Origin of the sequence: Actinomadura sp. HBU206391, assembly GCF_014323665.1 — a bacterium.
Taxonomy (GTDB): domain Bacteria; phylum Actinomycetota; class Actinomycetes; order Streptosporangiales; family Streptosporangiaceae; genus Actinomadura_C.
In genome coordinates this window covers 1-14,489 of the sequence record NZ_JABVEB010000140.1, presented here as the reverse complement: position 1 = coordinate 14,489, position 14,489 = coordinate 1, and the positions used below count along the sequence as shown (strand labels likewise).

16 protein-coding genes are annotated in these 14,489 nt (G+C 67.1%); 11 read left to right on the top strand and 5 right to left on the bottom strand.

Annotation, left to right across the window (positions count from 1 at the left end):
• Positions 1–796, top strand: a 796-nt coding sequence (locus HKK72_RS27455; RefSeq protein ID WP_187237329.1) for an aldo/keto reductase, incomplete at its 5' end; no start/stop codon positions are given.
• A 169-nt stretch (positions 797–965) separates the two neighbouring features.
• Here the strand turns inward: HKK72_RS27455 and HKK72_RS27450 are convergent.
• Entirely contained in the window at positions 966–1,139 is a 174-nt protein-coding gene (locus HKK72_RS27450) for a hypothetical protein (RefSeq protein WP_187237328.1), read from the bottom strand.
• Positions 1,140–1,330: 191 nt separating this feature from the next.
• Between HKK72_RS27450 and HKK72_RS27445 the strand changes: the two genes are divergently transcribed.
• The 6 genes from HKK72_RS27445 (at position 1,331) to HKK72_RS27420 (ending at position 7,612) form a co-directional block, all read left to right on the top strand.
• Positions 1,331–2,305, top strand: coding sequence for an FAD-dependent oxidoreductase (locus HKK72_RS27445; protein WP_187237327.1), 975 nt, complete (start codon positions 1,331–1,333; stop codon positions 2,303–2,305).
• A 397-nt stretch (positions 2,306–2,702) separates the two neighbouring features.
• The gene (locus HKK72_RS27440; protein WP_187237326.1) at positions 2,703–3,191 is read left to right on the top strand and encodes an SRPBCC domain-containing protein; all 489 of its coding nucleotides are present in this window, start codon (positions 2,703–2,705) and stop codon (positions 3,189–3,191) included.
• A gap of 461 nt (positions 3,192–3,652) precedes the next feature.
• Positions 3,653–3,952: a hypothetical protein gene (locus HKK72_RS27435; protein ID WP_187237325.1), complete on the top strand. Its 300-nt coding sequence runs from the start codon at positions 3,653–3,655 to the stop codon at positions 3,950–3,952.
• A 151-nt stretch (positions 3,953–4,103) separates the two neighbouring features.
• Positions 4,104–4,490, top strand: a complete 387-nt coding sequence (locus HKK72_RS27430; RefSeq protein ID WP_261987249.1) for a peptidase inhibitor family I36 protein — start codon at positions 4,104–4,106, stop codon at positions 4,488–4,490.
• A 163-nt stretch (positions 4,491–4,653) separates the two neighbouring features.
• Positions 4,654–5,337: an IS3 family transposase gene (locus tag HKK72_RS27425; RefSeq protein WP_187237323.1), complete on the top strand. Its 684-nt coding sequence runs from the start codon at positions 4,654–4,656 to the stop codon at positions 5,335–5,337.
• Positions 5,338–5,449: 112 nt separating this feature from the next.
• Positions 5,450–7,612 (top strand): hypothetical protein, encoded by a 2,163-nt coding sequence (locus HKK72_RS27420; protein WP_187237322.1) that lies wholly within the window; start codon positions 5,450–5,452, stop codon positions 7,610–7,612.
• 74 nt (positions 7,613–7,686) lie between these two features.
• Here the strand turns inward: HKK72_RS27420 and HKK72_RS27415 are convergent, their stop codons facing one another.
• Entirely contained in the window at positions 7,687–8,703 is a 1,017-nt protein-coding gene (locus HKK72_RS27415) for an ankyrin repeat domain-containing protein (protein WP_187237321.1), read from the bottom strand.
• Positions 8,704–9,387: 684 nt separating this feature from the next.
• Between HKK72_RS27415 and HKK72_RS27410 the strand changes: the two genes are divergently transcribed.
• A complete protein-coding gene (locus HKK72_RS27410) occupies positions 9,388–10,359 on the top strand; it encodes a hypothetical protein (protein WP_187237320.1) in 972 nt (323 codons plus the stop codon).
• Between the two features lie 83 nt (positions 10,360–10,442).
• On the opposite strand, the gene HKK72_RS27405 is transcribed toward HKK72_RS27410, so the two are convergent.
• A complete protein-coding gene (locus HKK72_RS27405) occupies positions 10,443–11,189 on the bottom strand; it encodes a TetR/AcrR family transcriptional regulator (protein WP_222721192.1) in 747 nt (248 codons plus the stop codon).
• Between the two features lie 201 nt (positions 11,190–11,390).
• Between HKK72_RS27405 and HKK72_RS27400 the strand changes: the two genes are divergently transcribed.
• The 3 genes from HKK72_RS27400 to HKK72_RS27390 are packed head-to-tail and all read left to right on the top strand — an operon-like array spanning position 11,391 to position 13,702.
• Entirely contained in the window at positions 11,391–12,437 is a 1,047-nt protein-coding gene (locus HKK72_RS27400) for an LLM class flavin-dependent oxidoreductase (protein WP_410050346.1), read from the top strand.
• Positions 12,438–12,483: 46 nt separating this feature from the next.
• A complete protein-coding gene (locus tag HKK72_RS27395) occupies positions 12,484–13,368 on the top strand; it encodes an SMP-30/gluconolactonase/LRE family protein (protein WP_187237318.1) in 885 nt (294 codons plus the stop codon).
• Between the two features lie 28 nt (positions 13,369–13,396).
• Entirely contained in the window at positions 13,397–13,702 is a 306-nt protein-coding gene (locus HKK72_RS27390) for a helix-turn-helix domain-containing protein (protein WP_187237331.1), read from the top strand.
• 26 nt (positions 13,703–13,728) lie between these two features.
• On the opposite strand, the gene HKK72_RS27385 is transcribed toward HKK72_RS27390, so the two are convergent.
• Both HKK72_RS27385 and HKK72_RS27380 read right to left on the bottom strand, forming a co-directional pair.
• A complete protein-coding gene (locus HKK72_RS27385) occupies positions 13,729–14,040 on the bottom strand; it encodes a helix-hairpin-helix domain-containing protein (RefSeq protein WP_222721191.1) in 312 nt (103 codons plus the stop codon).
• Positions 14,041–14,062: 22 nt separating this feature from the next.
• Positions 14,063–14,489: BBE domain-containing protein (locus tag HKK72_RS27380; RefSeq protein WP_187237317.1), on the bottom strand; the 427-nt coding region annotated here is incomplete at its 5' end.

Genomic DNA, 14,489 nt, shown 5'->3' with positions numbered 1-14,489 from the left:
CGGCTTCGGCGGGCAGGGCGAGGCGTTGCTCGGGCGCTGGCTGGCAAGCCGCCCGGGCGTCCGTGACCGCGTCAAGATCAGCACCAAGGTGGGCTGCGAGCCGACCGTGGCCGGGCGATTCCCGGAGACGGCCGAGGGCCTCTCGGCCAGGGTGATCAAGAGCGGGATCGAGGGCAGTCTCCGACGACTCGGTACTGACCACGTCGAGCTGTACTGGGCCCACAAGCCCGATCCGGCCACACCGCTGGAAGAGACGGTCGCCGCCTTCGACGAGCTGGTGTCCGCGGGTACGGTCGGTCGCCTCGGCTGTTCCAACTACCCCGTCTGGCAGGTCGAGCGGGCACGGCAGATCGCGCGGGCCCACGGTAGCGCCGGTTTCACCGCGGTGCAGCAGCACCACACGTACCTGCAGCCGCGCCCCGGGACCCGGCCCACCGTCGTGCACCGGTTCGGTGCGGTCACCGACGAGGAGCTCCACTACCTGGAGCACCACCCGGACATGGCGCTGTGGGCGTACACGCCGCTGCTGAGCGGCCGCTACACCCGCGCGGACAAGCCGCTTCCGGCGGAGTACGACCACCCCGGCACCGCCCGCCGCCTCACGGTGCTCGACGAGATCGCCGCCGAGACCGGCACGAACCGCAACCGGGTCGTGTTGGCGTGGCTGACCAGAGGGAACCCGGCCGCCACGCCGATCGTCGGCGTCAGCACGGTCGAGCAACTGGACGAGGCGGTCGCGGGGGTCTCACTGGAGTTGACCGCCGAGCAGCGCGAACGCCTGGACTCCGCGGTGTGACCTTGTGCGGTGCCAGAAACCTTGGGTGACACTTGGAGGAGTCGCATGGGGCCGCGTCACGTCGAAGGACGGCGCGCAGATCCGCGTTCGTGCCGAGGGTGCGCAGCCTGTCCGCCGTCTTTCCGGTGTCCTGAGGGTCCGGAACAGTCCCACGCCCGCGCTCGCGAGCTCATCGGTCCGCTGTTCGCATCGGCCGGTCACCGGTCATGAAGCACCCCCCGATCACCACTACGGCGGAGGGCGGCAGACCGAGCTGGCTCAGCACGGCCAGCTCGTCGGCCAGCGTCCACCGGTGTGTGAATCGGCCGTTCGCGCCCATCCGGGAGATCTCGACGGCTGCCACCCGAACGCGCCGGCCGGGTCGCGGGCAGGCCCTGGAACGGCAGGCCCTGGTGCGTGCCGGTCACGGTCAGCCGCTGCACCTGGGGGACCGCGGAGGACGAACCCATGACGAGCGCTCACCGAAAGGTCACCGAGTCCGTTCGTGGCTCCACGCTAAAGGCGATTCGGCTCTTCGGCGATATCGTTCCCGGTATGCGCTTCGACGTGATCGTCGTAGGCGGTGGCATGATCGGGCTCACCACCGCGATCGTCCTTGCGGAGAGTGGGCGGCGTGTGCGGGTTTGGAGCCGGGATCTGGTCGAGAACACGACCTCGGCGGTGGCCGGCGGGCTGTGGTGGCCCTACCGCATACGGCCGGAAAGCCGGATCGGCGGCTGGTCCCTGCATTCCCTCGACGTCATGACCGGGCTGGCCGAGCGGCCGGACGAGACCGGTGTTCGCATGGTCGACGGCACGCACTTGGGCCTTCGGATGTCGGAGCTCGGAGCGTGGGCCGCAGAGGTGCCGGGCCTGCGTCCCGCCGCGTCCGACGAGCTTCCGGCGGGGTTCGACATCGGGCTCCGCGCGCGTACGCCGCTCATCGACATGCCGGTTCATCTGCGCTACCTGCGGGATCGGTTGACGGCGGCCGGTGGTGGGATCGAGGTTCGCGCACTGGCCACACTCGCCCAAGCGGACGGAGCCGCGCCCACCGTGATGAACTGCACCGGTCTGGGTGCCCGCGAGCTCGTCCCCGATCCAGACGTACGGCCCGTGCAAGGACAGCTCGTCCTTGCCGAGAATCCCGGTGTCGACGAGTGGTTCGTGGCCGCCGACCCGCACTCGGCCGACACCGTTTACGCGCTGCCGCAGCCTTACGGCCTGATCCTCGGCGGTACCGCACGCGAGGACGCTTGGGGCGTGGTTCCGGATCCGGCGACGGCCGAGGCCATCGTGAAGCGCTGCGCCCGGATCGATCCGCGACTGGCCGATGCCAAGATCCTCGATCACCGGGTGGGACTGCGGCCATCCCGCTCCAGCGCCCGTATCGAGGCCGAGCGACTGCCCGGTGGTGCGCTGTGCGTGCACAACTACGGACATGGCGGGGCGGGGATCACCGTCTCATGGGGATGCGCGCAGGACGCTGTACGGCTGATGGAATCCAGCCGCGAAGCCGCTGACACCTGACGAGTTCACGCGGTGTCCTTGTGGCAGCGGCCTGACACAGGGCCGCAGCGGACCAGTACGAGTGGCGGTCATAGTTCGCACGATCATGGGCGACTTCCGGCTGTCAGCGAGCTCGCCGCTCACGATGAGCATCGATGAATGGAGCCTTATCCCGCTACGGATACCGAACGGGTGGACCATCCACTAGAACCAGGTGCTGGCCCGCGCCTGCCTTCGGGCTGTACGAGTCAACGATTCCGAAGATCTCTTCTGGGCCTGCAAGAACGCACCACTACGGGCCACCGCGAAGACATCCGAGAGTTGTGTCGGCGAGACCGCCGCCGTCGCCATGTCTTCCGCGAGGCGAACCCGCTACGCTGCGACTCTGTTTGATGGTCAATCCGATAAAGGACCTGCCATGCTCGGCACTCTGGACGCGACGGAGGACGGCCGGCTCGCGCTACGGTTCGAACGCGAGTACTCCCACCCGCAGGCGACGGTGTGGCAGGCGATCACCGGAGCCGATCGCCTTAGCCAATGGTTCGACCAGCTGATCGACTACGGCAGCTCGCGGCTGGACTTCACCGAGGGTGCAGACCTTCTCTTCGTGGCAAAAGACGACTACCTCTTCCCTGCTGTGAATGGCCGGGTGATCCAGGTCGATATACCCCATCTGCTGGAGTACACGCGGGCGTCGCAGACGCTTCGGTGGCAGCTGGAAGCGAACGGCGCCGGAGGGTGCCGGCTCACCTTGACGGTGTTCACTGAGCTACGCACCATCGCGATCGCCAACGCCCCACATTTGCATGCCGACTTGGACATGCTCCGCGCTACGCTGAACGGCAGAGAGCCCGTAGCTTCGGACCTTAACGAGCTTCGGCGTGAATATGAGCGTGCGCTCGGCTAAGCCTGCCGACGCGATGATCCGCTTCGCCACCCAGCACCTGCGAGGTCTTACGGCGACGTACCCACTCCTCCAGTGTCCAGTTCTGCGGTCTTGGTCACCCGTTGGGTTTCCTGGTCACTGAAAACTCACTGCGGTGGACGTGATCAGCCGCGATCCCGAACCCGGAGTGCCGGATTCCTTGCGATGTGCGGGTTGTGCCTGACGACGACCAGCGGCGCTGGGTTTCGTTCACGATCATGTCCGAGAACAGGTCCTACCGTGCCCCCCGAGTCGATCAGTACCGTGCGCCACATGAAGACCTTCACCACCGTGACCTATAACGTCCTCGCCCAGTCCTATGTCCACGGCGATCGTTATCCCCTTTCCACGTCCCTGGACCTCGACCCCGGCCGGCGCCACGCCCCTTTTGCATCGAGGAACTCGGCGCCGACCTGCTGTGCCTGCAGGAGGAACCAGCGGCCGTGGGACACGTGCGCCATCAATGGCCGACCACGCAACTCGACTACCTGCTGTTCTCCGCGGACCGACTGGCCCCGCACCCCGGAACCCTGCCCAAGCTCTCTCCCGACACCGCGATGCCGTCACTGACAGAACCCTCGGACCACCTACCACTTCGCGTCGACTTCGTGCTCAGCGGCTTCACGGTTGATCAGCCCGGCGCTGACGAGCCGGTCGACCAAGCGGCTGGGGCTCGTCCCGGTTTCACAGACCAGCAGCTCACCCAGGCCGGTGAGGGTGAGAGGTTGCCGGTCCTCCAGTGACGTCCTATCAGCTGGACAAAGAGGCGGCCCAGGTCGTGAAGCCGATCTGAAACAGATCTGAAGCCATCGGCAGCTTGACTTGCACCCGTCTGGAGATAGCGAAGTCCTTCCGGAAGGGGATGTTGTGAAAAGAGCCGTACTTACCGTCGTCATGGCGGCCTCGGCGACCGTTCTCGGAGTGGGGCCGGCTGGTCTGGCAGCGGAAACGTCGCGTGACTCCGCCCGGGCGAGCACGGGGGACACTCCGGCGGCCGCGGCCGTTCCGCAGTACTGTCCAACGAACTCGATCTGCGGATGGAACGGAGCCAATTTCACGGGGGCGATGAGGACCTTCCCCGTTGGTGCGGGTTGCGTGAACTCGACATTGCCGCTCCGCTCGATCGCCAACACGTTCCCCGGAGGGGGCGCCGGAACCATGGTCACCGCCCACGTCTATTCGAGCTCGAACTGCGGCGGGCAGCTCGTCGCCGTTGTGAAGCAGGGCGAGAAGGTGGCACTCCTGTCCCCTCCAGGGGCGAGCGTCAACCTCACCACGTGACAGGGTTAGGTGTAGCGCTCGTGGCCGCAATCGGAGTCTCTGGCGTCTGGGCCGCAACGCCAGGCGTGGCAATGGGCGGTCGCCAATCGGACACCGGCGGGGGATCTGCCGTCTGTGCTTCCCCTCGTAGCGTGGAGACCTGAACCAGAGAGATGGTTGGGTCGTGGCAGGCAAGAGACGCCGGTTTGATGCGGAGTTCCGGGCAGGAGCGGTACGGATCGTCAAGGAGACCGGCAAGCCCGTCGCGCAGGTCGCGCGGGATCTGGGGATCAGTCCCTACACGCTGCACAACTGGGTGAAGCTCAACGCTGTGGCCCCGGACGTGTTGCGGTGCGGGGACGTGACACAGATCGACACCGCAGAAGGGCCGCTCTACCTTGCGACGACCGAGGACCTGTTCTCTCGCCGGATGCTCGGTCACGCGATGTCGGCCCACCACGACGCGGCCCTGGTGGTGGCGTCTTTGCAGATGGCGGCCACAGTCAGAGGCGAGGACGTCGATGGGGTGATCTTCCACACCGACCGCGGCAGCGAATACACCGCGGCCAAGACCGCAGCGGCCTGCCGGGCCTTGGGCGTCGTGCAGTCAATGGGGCGGGTCGGGTGCGCGCTCGACAACGCCGCCGCCGAGGCGTTCAACAGCACGTTGAAGGTCGAGTTCGCCCACCGGCAGACCTTCACCACCCGCGCCGAGGCCCGCATCAAAGCCGCGACGTGGATCGCCGACTTCTACAACACCAGCCGGAGGCACACCGCCAACGACGGGCTCGCCCCGATCACATTCGAACGTCAGATGGCACAAGCACGAAGAGCATCAACGGCCCAGCTCAGGGCCGAAGTGGCATAACAACGTCTCCACGCTTTAAGGGGATTGACACGTCGAGTTCCGCGTTTAGGCGCCTGGCATGCTTAGATTTACGTCACCACCTGATTCGGTCGACCGCATGCGAGGGCAGTGGATGAGTGAAACCCCGGGGGTCGAATCGATCCTCGCCGAGGAGACCACCGCCGGTACCGAGGTAACGGTTGAAGCCCGCGGTGCGTTCGGCGTGGTCGGTCTGGCCTACTACATTGCGGCTCGGCGCCTAGGAGCCCTACTGGTCCCGGCGGTCGTGCTCTTGGTGCCGCTTGGTTCGGCTCTGATCGCTGTACTTGCCGTGGTCTTCACGCAGGATGGCCTGATCGTCAACGGTGCCCCTGCCATATGGCCCATGTCCTCGCGGCTCGCGATGGCGGCCGCGATCGTCGGTGCGGCGTTGATGGTGGTCGGCTTCGTCCTCGCGGTCGTGGCGACGGTGGTCCTGGTGGCCGGATTGCAGATGGGGCACGCGCTCTCCACTAAGAGCGCCCTCCAGCACACGGTGCGCCGGTACCCGGGTCTCGGCACGGGGGTCGTGGTAGCGCTGGTCGTGGTGGCGGTGACCGTGGCCGCGCGAGCCGGCCTGCTGGCCTGGATATCGCACGAGTGGGTCGCCCCGGACCGGTACGCCTGGCTCGGGCAGGCGTTGATCATCACGGTCTTGGCGATATCACTGTGGATCCTGCTCTCGCTGCCCATCGCCGTCCTCGAGGACGGCGGCCCGTTCAGCGCGATCGGGCGTGCCTGGCGGCTCACCCGGTGGCGGCGGACCTCCGACACGGTTGCGCTCGCGGTGGGTGTGCTGGTGATCCCGGGCGTGGCCGTCGCTGGAACATGGTGGGCGTTGCCGCCGCGCTCCGGACTCGTCGATGACGCGATCGGCTTGGTCGCGCTCAGTGTGGTGTGCGCGCTCATCGTGCCGTTCCAGGCGGCCACACTGGCGGTCACGACGCTGAACCAGTGGTACCCGGATCACGGCAGAAGGGGCGAACCGCTCGATCTACACGAAATCGTGCAGCGACCCATCAGGGTGCACACGGCGGCCCATCCGCGGCGGCGCGTGTTCCTGATCGTGCTCATGGCGTTGCCCGGCCTGTTGTACGCCGGCTATGTCGGAAGCAATCCTTTCGGACTCGCCACGACCACCGATCATGTGCTGGCCGCCGACTATGTCGACCACGTGGCGTTGCAGCTGCCCACTGAAGGTCACCCGATCGCACTCGCCACAGACTCTGTCGGACCCAGCATCATGCGAATCTGTGCCGACCGTTCCTGCGCCGTGGGCCGCGATCAGAACCTTTCCAACCTGACGAACCGAGAGATGGGCTCGGTGGCCATGCCTGACGGCTCTGTCCTGCTGGCCGCCTGGCACATGGGCGTTGATCTACACCTCGTCCAGTGCGCCATGAGCTGCGAAGGCCTTGAAACAGCGCCCGTTCTGGACCGCCGGCCTCGTGACGGCAAGGCGCATTCGACCTTCGGCACCGCGGCGGCGATGACTACGACCCCGGATGGCATATTGATCGCCGACACATCCTTCGTCAACAGGACGGGCGTGCCAGGCGACACGTCCCTGGCGTGGGTTCGTCTCACTCACTGCGCGGACGCGCACTGCTCCAAACCGCGCGTCACCGTCGTCACCATCGATCGGAGTGCCCTCAAATTCTCCGACTACCACCGACCGCTCGCAGTCGCCGCGGGACGCGACGGCGATCCGGTCGTGGCCCTTGAGGACCAGTCGACCGGTGAAGTGGTCGTGATGCGCTGCCGAACCGTCGCCTGCGCACACCCGGTGGTCACCCGGTACGGAGGTGGCGCGCGGATCGGTGACAACAGCACGGACGGGATCTCGGTGGCCGTCCCACCAGACGATCACCCCGTGATCGCCTATCGAGATGTGCGGACCGGGGCTGCGCGTCTGCTGCGCTGCCGTACCCCGGAGTGCGCACAGGCCGACATCACGGCGCTCACCGGACCTGGCACCGAGCGGCCGTGGCCCGCCCTCACCCTCGATCCGGCAGGACGACCCGTGGTGGCGACCTATGATCTCGCGCACCATAACGTCGTCCTCATCTCCTGCGATGACCTCGGATGCCTCCGTCGTAAGACGGTGCCGGTCGCCCGGGTCAAGAGTGGTCCTGGACCGATGGACATCAAGGTGGACTCGGCTGGACGGCCGCAGGTGCTCTGGGCCGACCAAGGCGAGATAGGGGAATCGTCGCTGCGCCTGACGACCTGCCTGGATCCAGGCTGCGATGCCTGAGCCTGCCCTTGTCCGGCAGGTCGCCGTAGTGGTGCGGTGCGCCGGTCGGAGTGTGTTGACTCTGGCCGCCGACCTCAGTCCTCGGCGTCGGGGAAGTCGGCGTAGGCGAGGAGTTCGGCTCCGGCTTCGTACAGTATCTGGAGGCACTCGCGTACCTGCGGCACATCGATCAACCTCTCGTTGAACTTCATCTCGTAGACGGTGTCGGCGCAGTTCCAGCCTTCCGAGTTGGTCGCGTGCGGGTCTGCGCCCGCGGCGAGCAGCACTGTGACCATCTCGGGTACAGATCCGCGCACCTCGTCGACGCGGAGATTGCGCAGGGCGGTGTGCAGAGGGGTAATGCCGGGATAGAGCGCACACCGGAGGGGATCGATGTCGGTCTGGACACCGCGGTACGTCTCGAAATAGGTCTCCCAGATGGCCTGGAAATCGGTGAATTTGGCGTCAGCGGTTATCGCGGCACCCGGTTCGGCTCCGGCATCGAGGAGGGCTCGCACGATGTCGACGGACCCGGAGATCGCGGCCAGATGCAGGGGCGTGATCCCGGATGCGTCCAGACGCCCTGTCCGGGCTCCGCCTTCGAGGGCCCTGCGGACGGTCTCCACATCGCCTGCCGCGCATGCGCGGCCGAACTCGATAGCGGCCGTCGACCATTTCAGATCGGAAAGCACCTCAGAGAGGCGGTCTCCTCTCGGCACTGGCTGGCGGCCCTCATGGTCGACCCGGTAGATGAGCGGGTCGCTCGTCGTCGCGGCCTCGGCCAGGTCGACCAGCAGGTACCACTGCCCCTCGTCATAGCCGACCGTGTACCAGGCACGGTCCTCGACCACCAGCCCGGCCTCGGCCTCACCGCCGGCGGGAAGGCCGACCTCCCATTCGAACTCGTCGTTCCTGCGCAGGGACTGCTCCTCCGGCCAGGTGACGGCCAAGAGCGCCTGGACGGACGGAGGAACCGGATACTCGCCCGCAGGCGTGGACGCCACCCAGTGCCGCAAGGCAAAGTCCTCCGGTACATGGCCGCGCAGCCGCAGCAGCCTTGCGTGCACCTCCGCATGCAGATGATCGGTAGAGGAGACGGAACCGCTTGGCATCGTGCGCCTTCCTGAAAACGATCAGTCACTGAGTGGCTGGCAGGTGCAAGCGTCAGCGATGGCGGAGGGATCCCAGTAGAACGGGAGGCATTCGAGCATACGCCCGTTCCTAACGGTGATCAGTTGCATGATCAGGGCGTCGACCTCTTGGCCGGTAGCACGGGCACGGAAGCGCACCCGGTTCCGCACGACGACAGTGTCACCTTCGCCCCAATGCTCCTGCTCCAAGAACTCCATCGACTACCAAACCTCGCTGAACGTGGCAGGAACCGCTCCATGCCGTCACGACCCCGCCATGTCCCCGTTCCCGTGAACGGCAACCCGGGGGCCTGATGCAATACGACCTCAGGATCCAGGTAAGCAGCGACCTCGTCATAGTTGGCCTTACCGAACCCACCCGCAGCCACATACGCGGCCTCGGCCACGCGCGACCCGCCAGCCTGCTTCCCTGTCAAATCCGTCGTGGTCATATGTCTCAGCATCACCGATACATTAGCGCCGCGCTGGCGGTGATTGCTGCCAACCACGCCGCCAACGGGGCGGCAGCGCGATCAGGGATCACATCGACGGCCGCGTGCGTGGTGGCGGATTACGCGGATGTCCGCTCGGCTCTCGTTCCCGATAACGGAGCCGAACGCCGGTATCCGCAGGGACCGGTGGTTACTGTTCATTCATGGGTGGGCGATGACACCGTACGGAATCGGGCTGGTGGCCCGGCAGACGATTTCAACCCGGCTGCGGACCTGGCGCTGGAAACTGCTGTTGCTGGTGTGGTTCGGCGTCGTCAACGGGCTGGGCCTGCTGTCCGCCCTCACCGCATCGGGTGAGGAGGCGTGGGAACGGTACGACGACGCCGTCCTCGTCTTCAGCGGGCTATGGCTGCTCGTGCTGGTGTCGGTCCTGCTGATCGTGCCCGCATTCGGCGGTCGCCCGGCTGCAGGGGAGCGGGACCACGGCACTCTCGCCGGGTCGATGCACGCCCGGCCGGCACCAGGTGACATCATGCTGGGCCGGTTCGCCGCGGCATGGGGAACGGGCGTGCTGCTGCTCCTGCTCGCGCTTCCCGGTGCCGTGCTGGGCCCCGCCCTGGACGGGCTGGAGATCGGCCGCGCGCTGGTCGCCATGGGGATGACGGCACTGATGACCGGGGTCGTGAGCGCGCTGTCGGTCGCCTTGTCGGTGCTGGTGGTCCGCGATGCCGCCGTCCCGCTGTCCTACTTCGCGGTGTGCATGCTGCTGTTCGGGACGGGGATCGCATTCGCGATGGCGCAGAGGTTCGTCCCCAGGAGTCCCCCGGCCATCGAGGGGAGTGCGTTCGACGAGGTGCATACCGAGCGCATCTGGTGGTTGCTGGCGCCCAATCCCGCCATCGTGGTGACTGACGCGATGCCACGGACCTCCGATTACGAGGTGTTCACGTTCGAGGAATCGGCTGCTCCCGATGTGCTCGCGCAACTCGGGAACAGTGCGCGGCAGTGGCGCGGCGGGTCGTCCGTGCCCGAGAACGGGCCCGGCAGGGTGGACGATGTCGGTGCGGTGTGGCCGTACGGGCTGGCTTTCGATCTCGTCCTGGCCGGTGGCGCGCTGTGGGGCGCGACCCGCCGCCTCCGCAGCCGCGGGGCACACGACGACCCGTACCGGCGCGAGGAGACGTGACCCGGCGATCACCCGTCCAGGTCGCCCACCTTGGCCGTACGCAGCAGGGCGCTGCGCTTGCGCAGATGCGCGTGACTCTTGCACTACTCATCCGCTGTGACCGTGGAACGGCCTGGTCGTCGTACGTTGCGCCGTCCGGCAGGCCCGGGCGCGAGGTGTTCGCCCGGCACGGGGTACAGCACCATTTTCAGTGCGAGGTCGGCGTAGAACTCGCCGAGCTGCTCGGGAGAGTCGGGGCCATCCAGCCGGTACCAGCGGACGAGGTCTATGCCGAGAGAGAGCATGGCGCGCACGACCCGGTCGACGTCGACGGGTGAGAACGTGCCGTCAGCGACGCCGCGGGTGACGGCGTCACGGACGACCTCGGCATGTTGATGGCGCAGGTCGCGGATCTCGTCGTAGTGCTCGGGGCTCAGTCCGCGCAGTTCGTACTGGCAGACTCGCGCCGCCACGTGATGGCGCGCGTGCCAGGCAACGTGCCGGGCGATCATTACGCGGAGCCGTTCCGCGGTTCCGGCGGTTCGCTCGGTCTCCGGCGCCCGGACGTAGGCGAGCGCGCGCTCGTGTCCGATCTTGCTGATCGCATAGAGCACGAGCTCTTTGGTGGGGAAGTGCACGTAGAGCGCGGCCGGGCTCAACCCGACACCGGTCGAGATGTCCCGGGTGGTTGTGGCGTGAAAGCCGTTGACGGCGAAGCACCGCACGGCTGAGGTCAGCAAACCGCGCTTGACGTCGCCGAACTCCTCGCCCCACAGATTGGGGGACTCGTCCTGTATCCGGGGGTCGCCCGCCATGTCCTGCGGCGTGAAGCGCGCCTGCCGTTTGGGCATGCTGAGACTGCCTCTCCCGATCCTGTCGTGCTGATCCTAAACTTCGCTGCCAGCTCGGCAACGGCAACGCATCCGATACTGAGGTCCGTACGCGTGGCTGTGCCTTGTGTGTCTTGTGAGCCTTGACACGTTTACCACAAAATGTGACTATGCGCTTAGTCAGCAGGGATGATCTTGCTTCTCCGACGACGAGGAGAATCCATGCGCACCGGAATCGTGGTCACTGCCCGGCCGGGGGTCGAGGATCTTGCCGTGCGAGCCGAGGAGCTGGGGTTCAGCAGCTTCTGGGTCTACGACACGCCGATGGTCAACGGAGACCCGTTCATCTCGCTGGCGCTGTGCGCGAAGGCGACCAGCCGCATCAAGCTGGGAATCGGCGTCACCTCGCCGGCACTGCGCTCGTCGCCGGCCGCGGCGGCCGCCGTGTCGAGCTTGAACGCGATCGCCCCGGGCCGTGTGATCTGCGGAATCGGCACCGGTAACACGGCGCGGCGGACGCTGGGCATGCTACCGACCAAGATGGCGGAGTTGGAGGCGTTCACCGCGTCGATGCAGGACCTCACGGCCGGCCGAGAAACCGTGTACACCGAGGGCGAGCGCACTCGGACGATCAAGTTCCTGCACGTCGGCCCGTACGTGAACACCGCCGACCCCGTGGAGTTCGTGGTGGCCGCGTTCGGGCTCAAGGCCGCCGCGATCGCTGGGCGTCGCGGCGCCGGGGTCATCTCCTTCGGGCTGCTCGCTCCGGAGGCGTGGACCGCGTTCGACGCGACGCGCCGACAGGCCGCGCGCGAGGCCGGCCGGCCGGAGGAGATCGACTCCTACGTCATGACCTCGCTGCACGTGCTCGGCGACAGCGAGGACCGCTACAGCGACCTGGCCAGGGACAAAATGGGTCACATCGCGATGGCGCTGTTGACCTTCGCCGCCGACAACCCGTCGTTCGGCGAGTCACTGGAGCCGGAGGAGGCCGATGCCATGCGGCGGCTGCTGGAGCGGCGCGGCACGACGGCGGCCGACCCGGGCCGGCACGCCACGCTTTACCGCAACTACCTCGGTCGCATCGAGCCCGGGGACCGTGACCTGATCGTGCCGTCGCTGGTGGACAAGCTGGCGCTGATCGGCACTCGCCCGCAGTTGCTCGAGCGCATCGTGGCCATGGAGAAAGCCGGCGTAGACGAGATCGTCATCCAGCCCGTGGTCGATCCGGAGGCCGAGATGCTCGAGCTGGCCAAGCTGATGACCTGACCCGCGTGCCCCATGTCCACAGGCTCAATTCCGAAGGAGAACGAGCATGGCCGATACAGCAGCCACGCTGATCGATGGTTTCTCATACCTCGAGGGGCCGCGCTGGCACGACGAGCGGATCTGGTTCTCCGACTTCTACACCCACCGGGTGCTCTCCGCCCGCGAGGACGGCTCCGACCTGCGTCTCGAGGCCGCTGTACCGCAGCAGCCCTCCGGACTGGGCTGGCTGCCCGACGGTCGGCTGCTGATCGTGTCCATGCGCGACCGCAAGATTCTGCGACGCGAGCCCGATGGCACCCTCGTCACTCACGCCGATCTGAGCCGACACGCCACCGGCCATCTCAACGACATGACCGTCGACGCCCACGGCAGGGCCTACGTGGGCAACTTCGGCTTCGACCTCATGGGAGGAGCCCCGCTCGAGCCGGCCGCCCTGCACCGAGCCGACTCCGACGGCACGGTGACCGAGGTCGCCACCGACCTCTGGTTTCCCAATGGAAGCGTGATCACGAAAGACGGGGTACTCCTCGTCAACGAGACCTTTGGCAACCGCGTCACGGCCTTTGACCTGACCCAGGACGGACGGCTCGCCAACCGCCGTACGTGGGCGGAGTTCGGCCCTCTGCCCACCCAGCGGGACATCGAGAAAGTCCTGCCGCAAATCTCGGTCGCACCCGACGGCTCCTGCCTCGACTCGGAAGGTGCGCTGTGGATCGCCGACGGCACCGGCGGGCGACTACTCCGCGTCATCGAAGGAGGCGAGATCGTTGACGAGGTCAGTCCCGGAACCCCCGTCTTCGCGTGCGCCCTCGGCGGCTCTCATGGGAAGACTCTCTTCGCCTGCGCCGCGCCCGACTTCGACGAAGGGGCGCGGACGGCCGCCCGCGACGCCAGCCTGATCGCCATTCAGGTCGCGATTCCCGGAGCCTGATGTCCTGGGTGTGCTGATCGGGTCGCTCCTGTGGCACGTGGGCGGTGGCGACGATGTTTGGACAGCGCGGAGTCACTGGTTCCGAAGGAACGGCCAGACGCTCTTCGAGATCTGTTCCCGCCTGACGACCAAGCACCATCTCGGCTCGTCGCGGCAGGCGATCTCGCAGCACCTGGACGTTCTCGAGACCGCCGGCCTGGTCGAGACCGGGCGCGAGGGCCGGTGCCTCGGCGTGCGCTTCACCCAGGAGCCCGTCGACATGGGCCCGGTGACCACGGCCGTGCTCGATGACACCTGCGGCAACCTGATCCAGATCGCCCACCAGGCCGGCTAGCCGCTCACCTCACTTCAAAACAGGCCTCAGGCCACGGGCGACTGCCTGCATGAGGCCCCTGACGTACGCTGGGTCAGCAGCCGTTTGCGCTGTGGGGTGTAGTGCCACCATGGGCGGGCGGGTCGCCCTTCGGCTTGGTCCACGGCGGACATGACGGTGTCGAGTAGGCACGGGTCGAGTCGCTCGCCGAAGGCGGCCGACATCCGTTCGTACAGCTCGATCGGGTCCCGGTCCGCCAGCTGCGCGATCCTGGTGATGCCGATGCGCTCGAAGTATCCGGCCACGGATCGGCCGACGTTGACCAGCTCGGTGAGGTCCGATCCTTCACTTGGGGTCACTGGGATCCCTCCTCCGTTGCGGTCATGTCAAAGACTCCTTCGGCGGAATGTTGAAGTTGATCCGGAACATGTTGTCGGGGTCGTGACGGGCCTTGAGGGTCCTCAGCCGGTCGAAGTCAGCAGGGGCGTAGGCGGCGCGCACGCGGCCTGGGCCGATGTCCTCGACGCCGGCGAAGTTGAGGTTGGTTCCTCCGGTGCTCCAGGGGTGCAGCCCGGCCAGCAGGTCATCGCGCCGCCGGAGCACCTCGGTCTCCGGGACGGCGCCCGTGAAGACAGAGAAGACCGCATCGCGTCCACCGACACAGTTGGGGACCTTCGGCGGACGGGCGTAGGCGCCGCCGAAATGCCGCAGTTCGGTGACGAACGGTGCCCCCGCGCCCGGTCCGGCCAGGGCAACGATCGTGTCGACGGCGTCGCCGGTCAGCTCGGCCAGCAGCAGGTTGCGGTCG

Excerpts from the sequence above, each read along its gene's own strand:
- HKK72_RS27445 (WP_187237327.1), top strand. The coding sequence starts at position 1,331 with ATGCGCTTCGACGTGATCGTCGTAGGCGGTGGCATGATCGGGCTCACC.
- HKK72_RS27440 (WP_187237326.1), top strand. The coding sequence starts at position 2,703 with ATGCTCGGCACTCTGGACGCGACGGAGGACGGCCGGCTCGCGCTACGG.
- HKK72_RS27430 (WP_261987249.1), top strand. The coding sequence starts at position 4,104 with ATGGCGGCCTCGGCGACCGTTCTCGGAGTGGGGCCGGCTGGTCTGGCA.
- HKK72_RS27420 (WP_187237322.1), top strand. The coding sequence starts at position 5,450 with ATGAGTGAAACCCCGGGGGTCGAATCGATCCTCGCCGAGGAGACCACC.
- HKK72_RS27415 (WP_187237321.1), bottom strand. The coding sequence starts at position 8,703 with ATGCCAAGCGGTTCCGTCTCCTCTACCGATCATCTGCATGCGGAGGTG.
- HKK72_RS27410 (WP_187237320.1), top strand. The coding sequence starts at position 9,388 with ATGACACCGTACGGAATCGGGCTGGTGGCCCGGCAGACGATTTCAACC.
- HKK72_RS27405 (WP_222721192.1), bottom strand. The coding sequence starts at position 11,189 with ATGCCCAAACGGCAGGCGCGCTTCACGCCGCAGGACATGGCGGGCGAC.
- HKK72_RS27400 (WP_410050346.1), top strand. The coding sequence starts at position 11,391 with ATGCGCACCGGAATCGTGGTCACTGCCCGGCCGGGGGTCGAGGATCTT.
- HKK72_RS27395 (WP_187237318.1), top strand. The coding sequence starts at position 12,484 with ATGGCCGATACAGCAGCCACGCTGATCGATGGTTTCTCATACCTCGAG.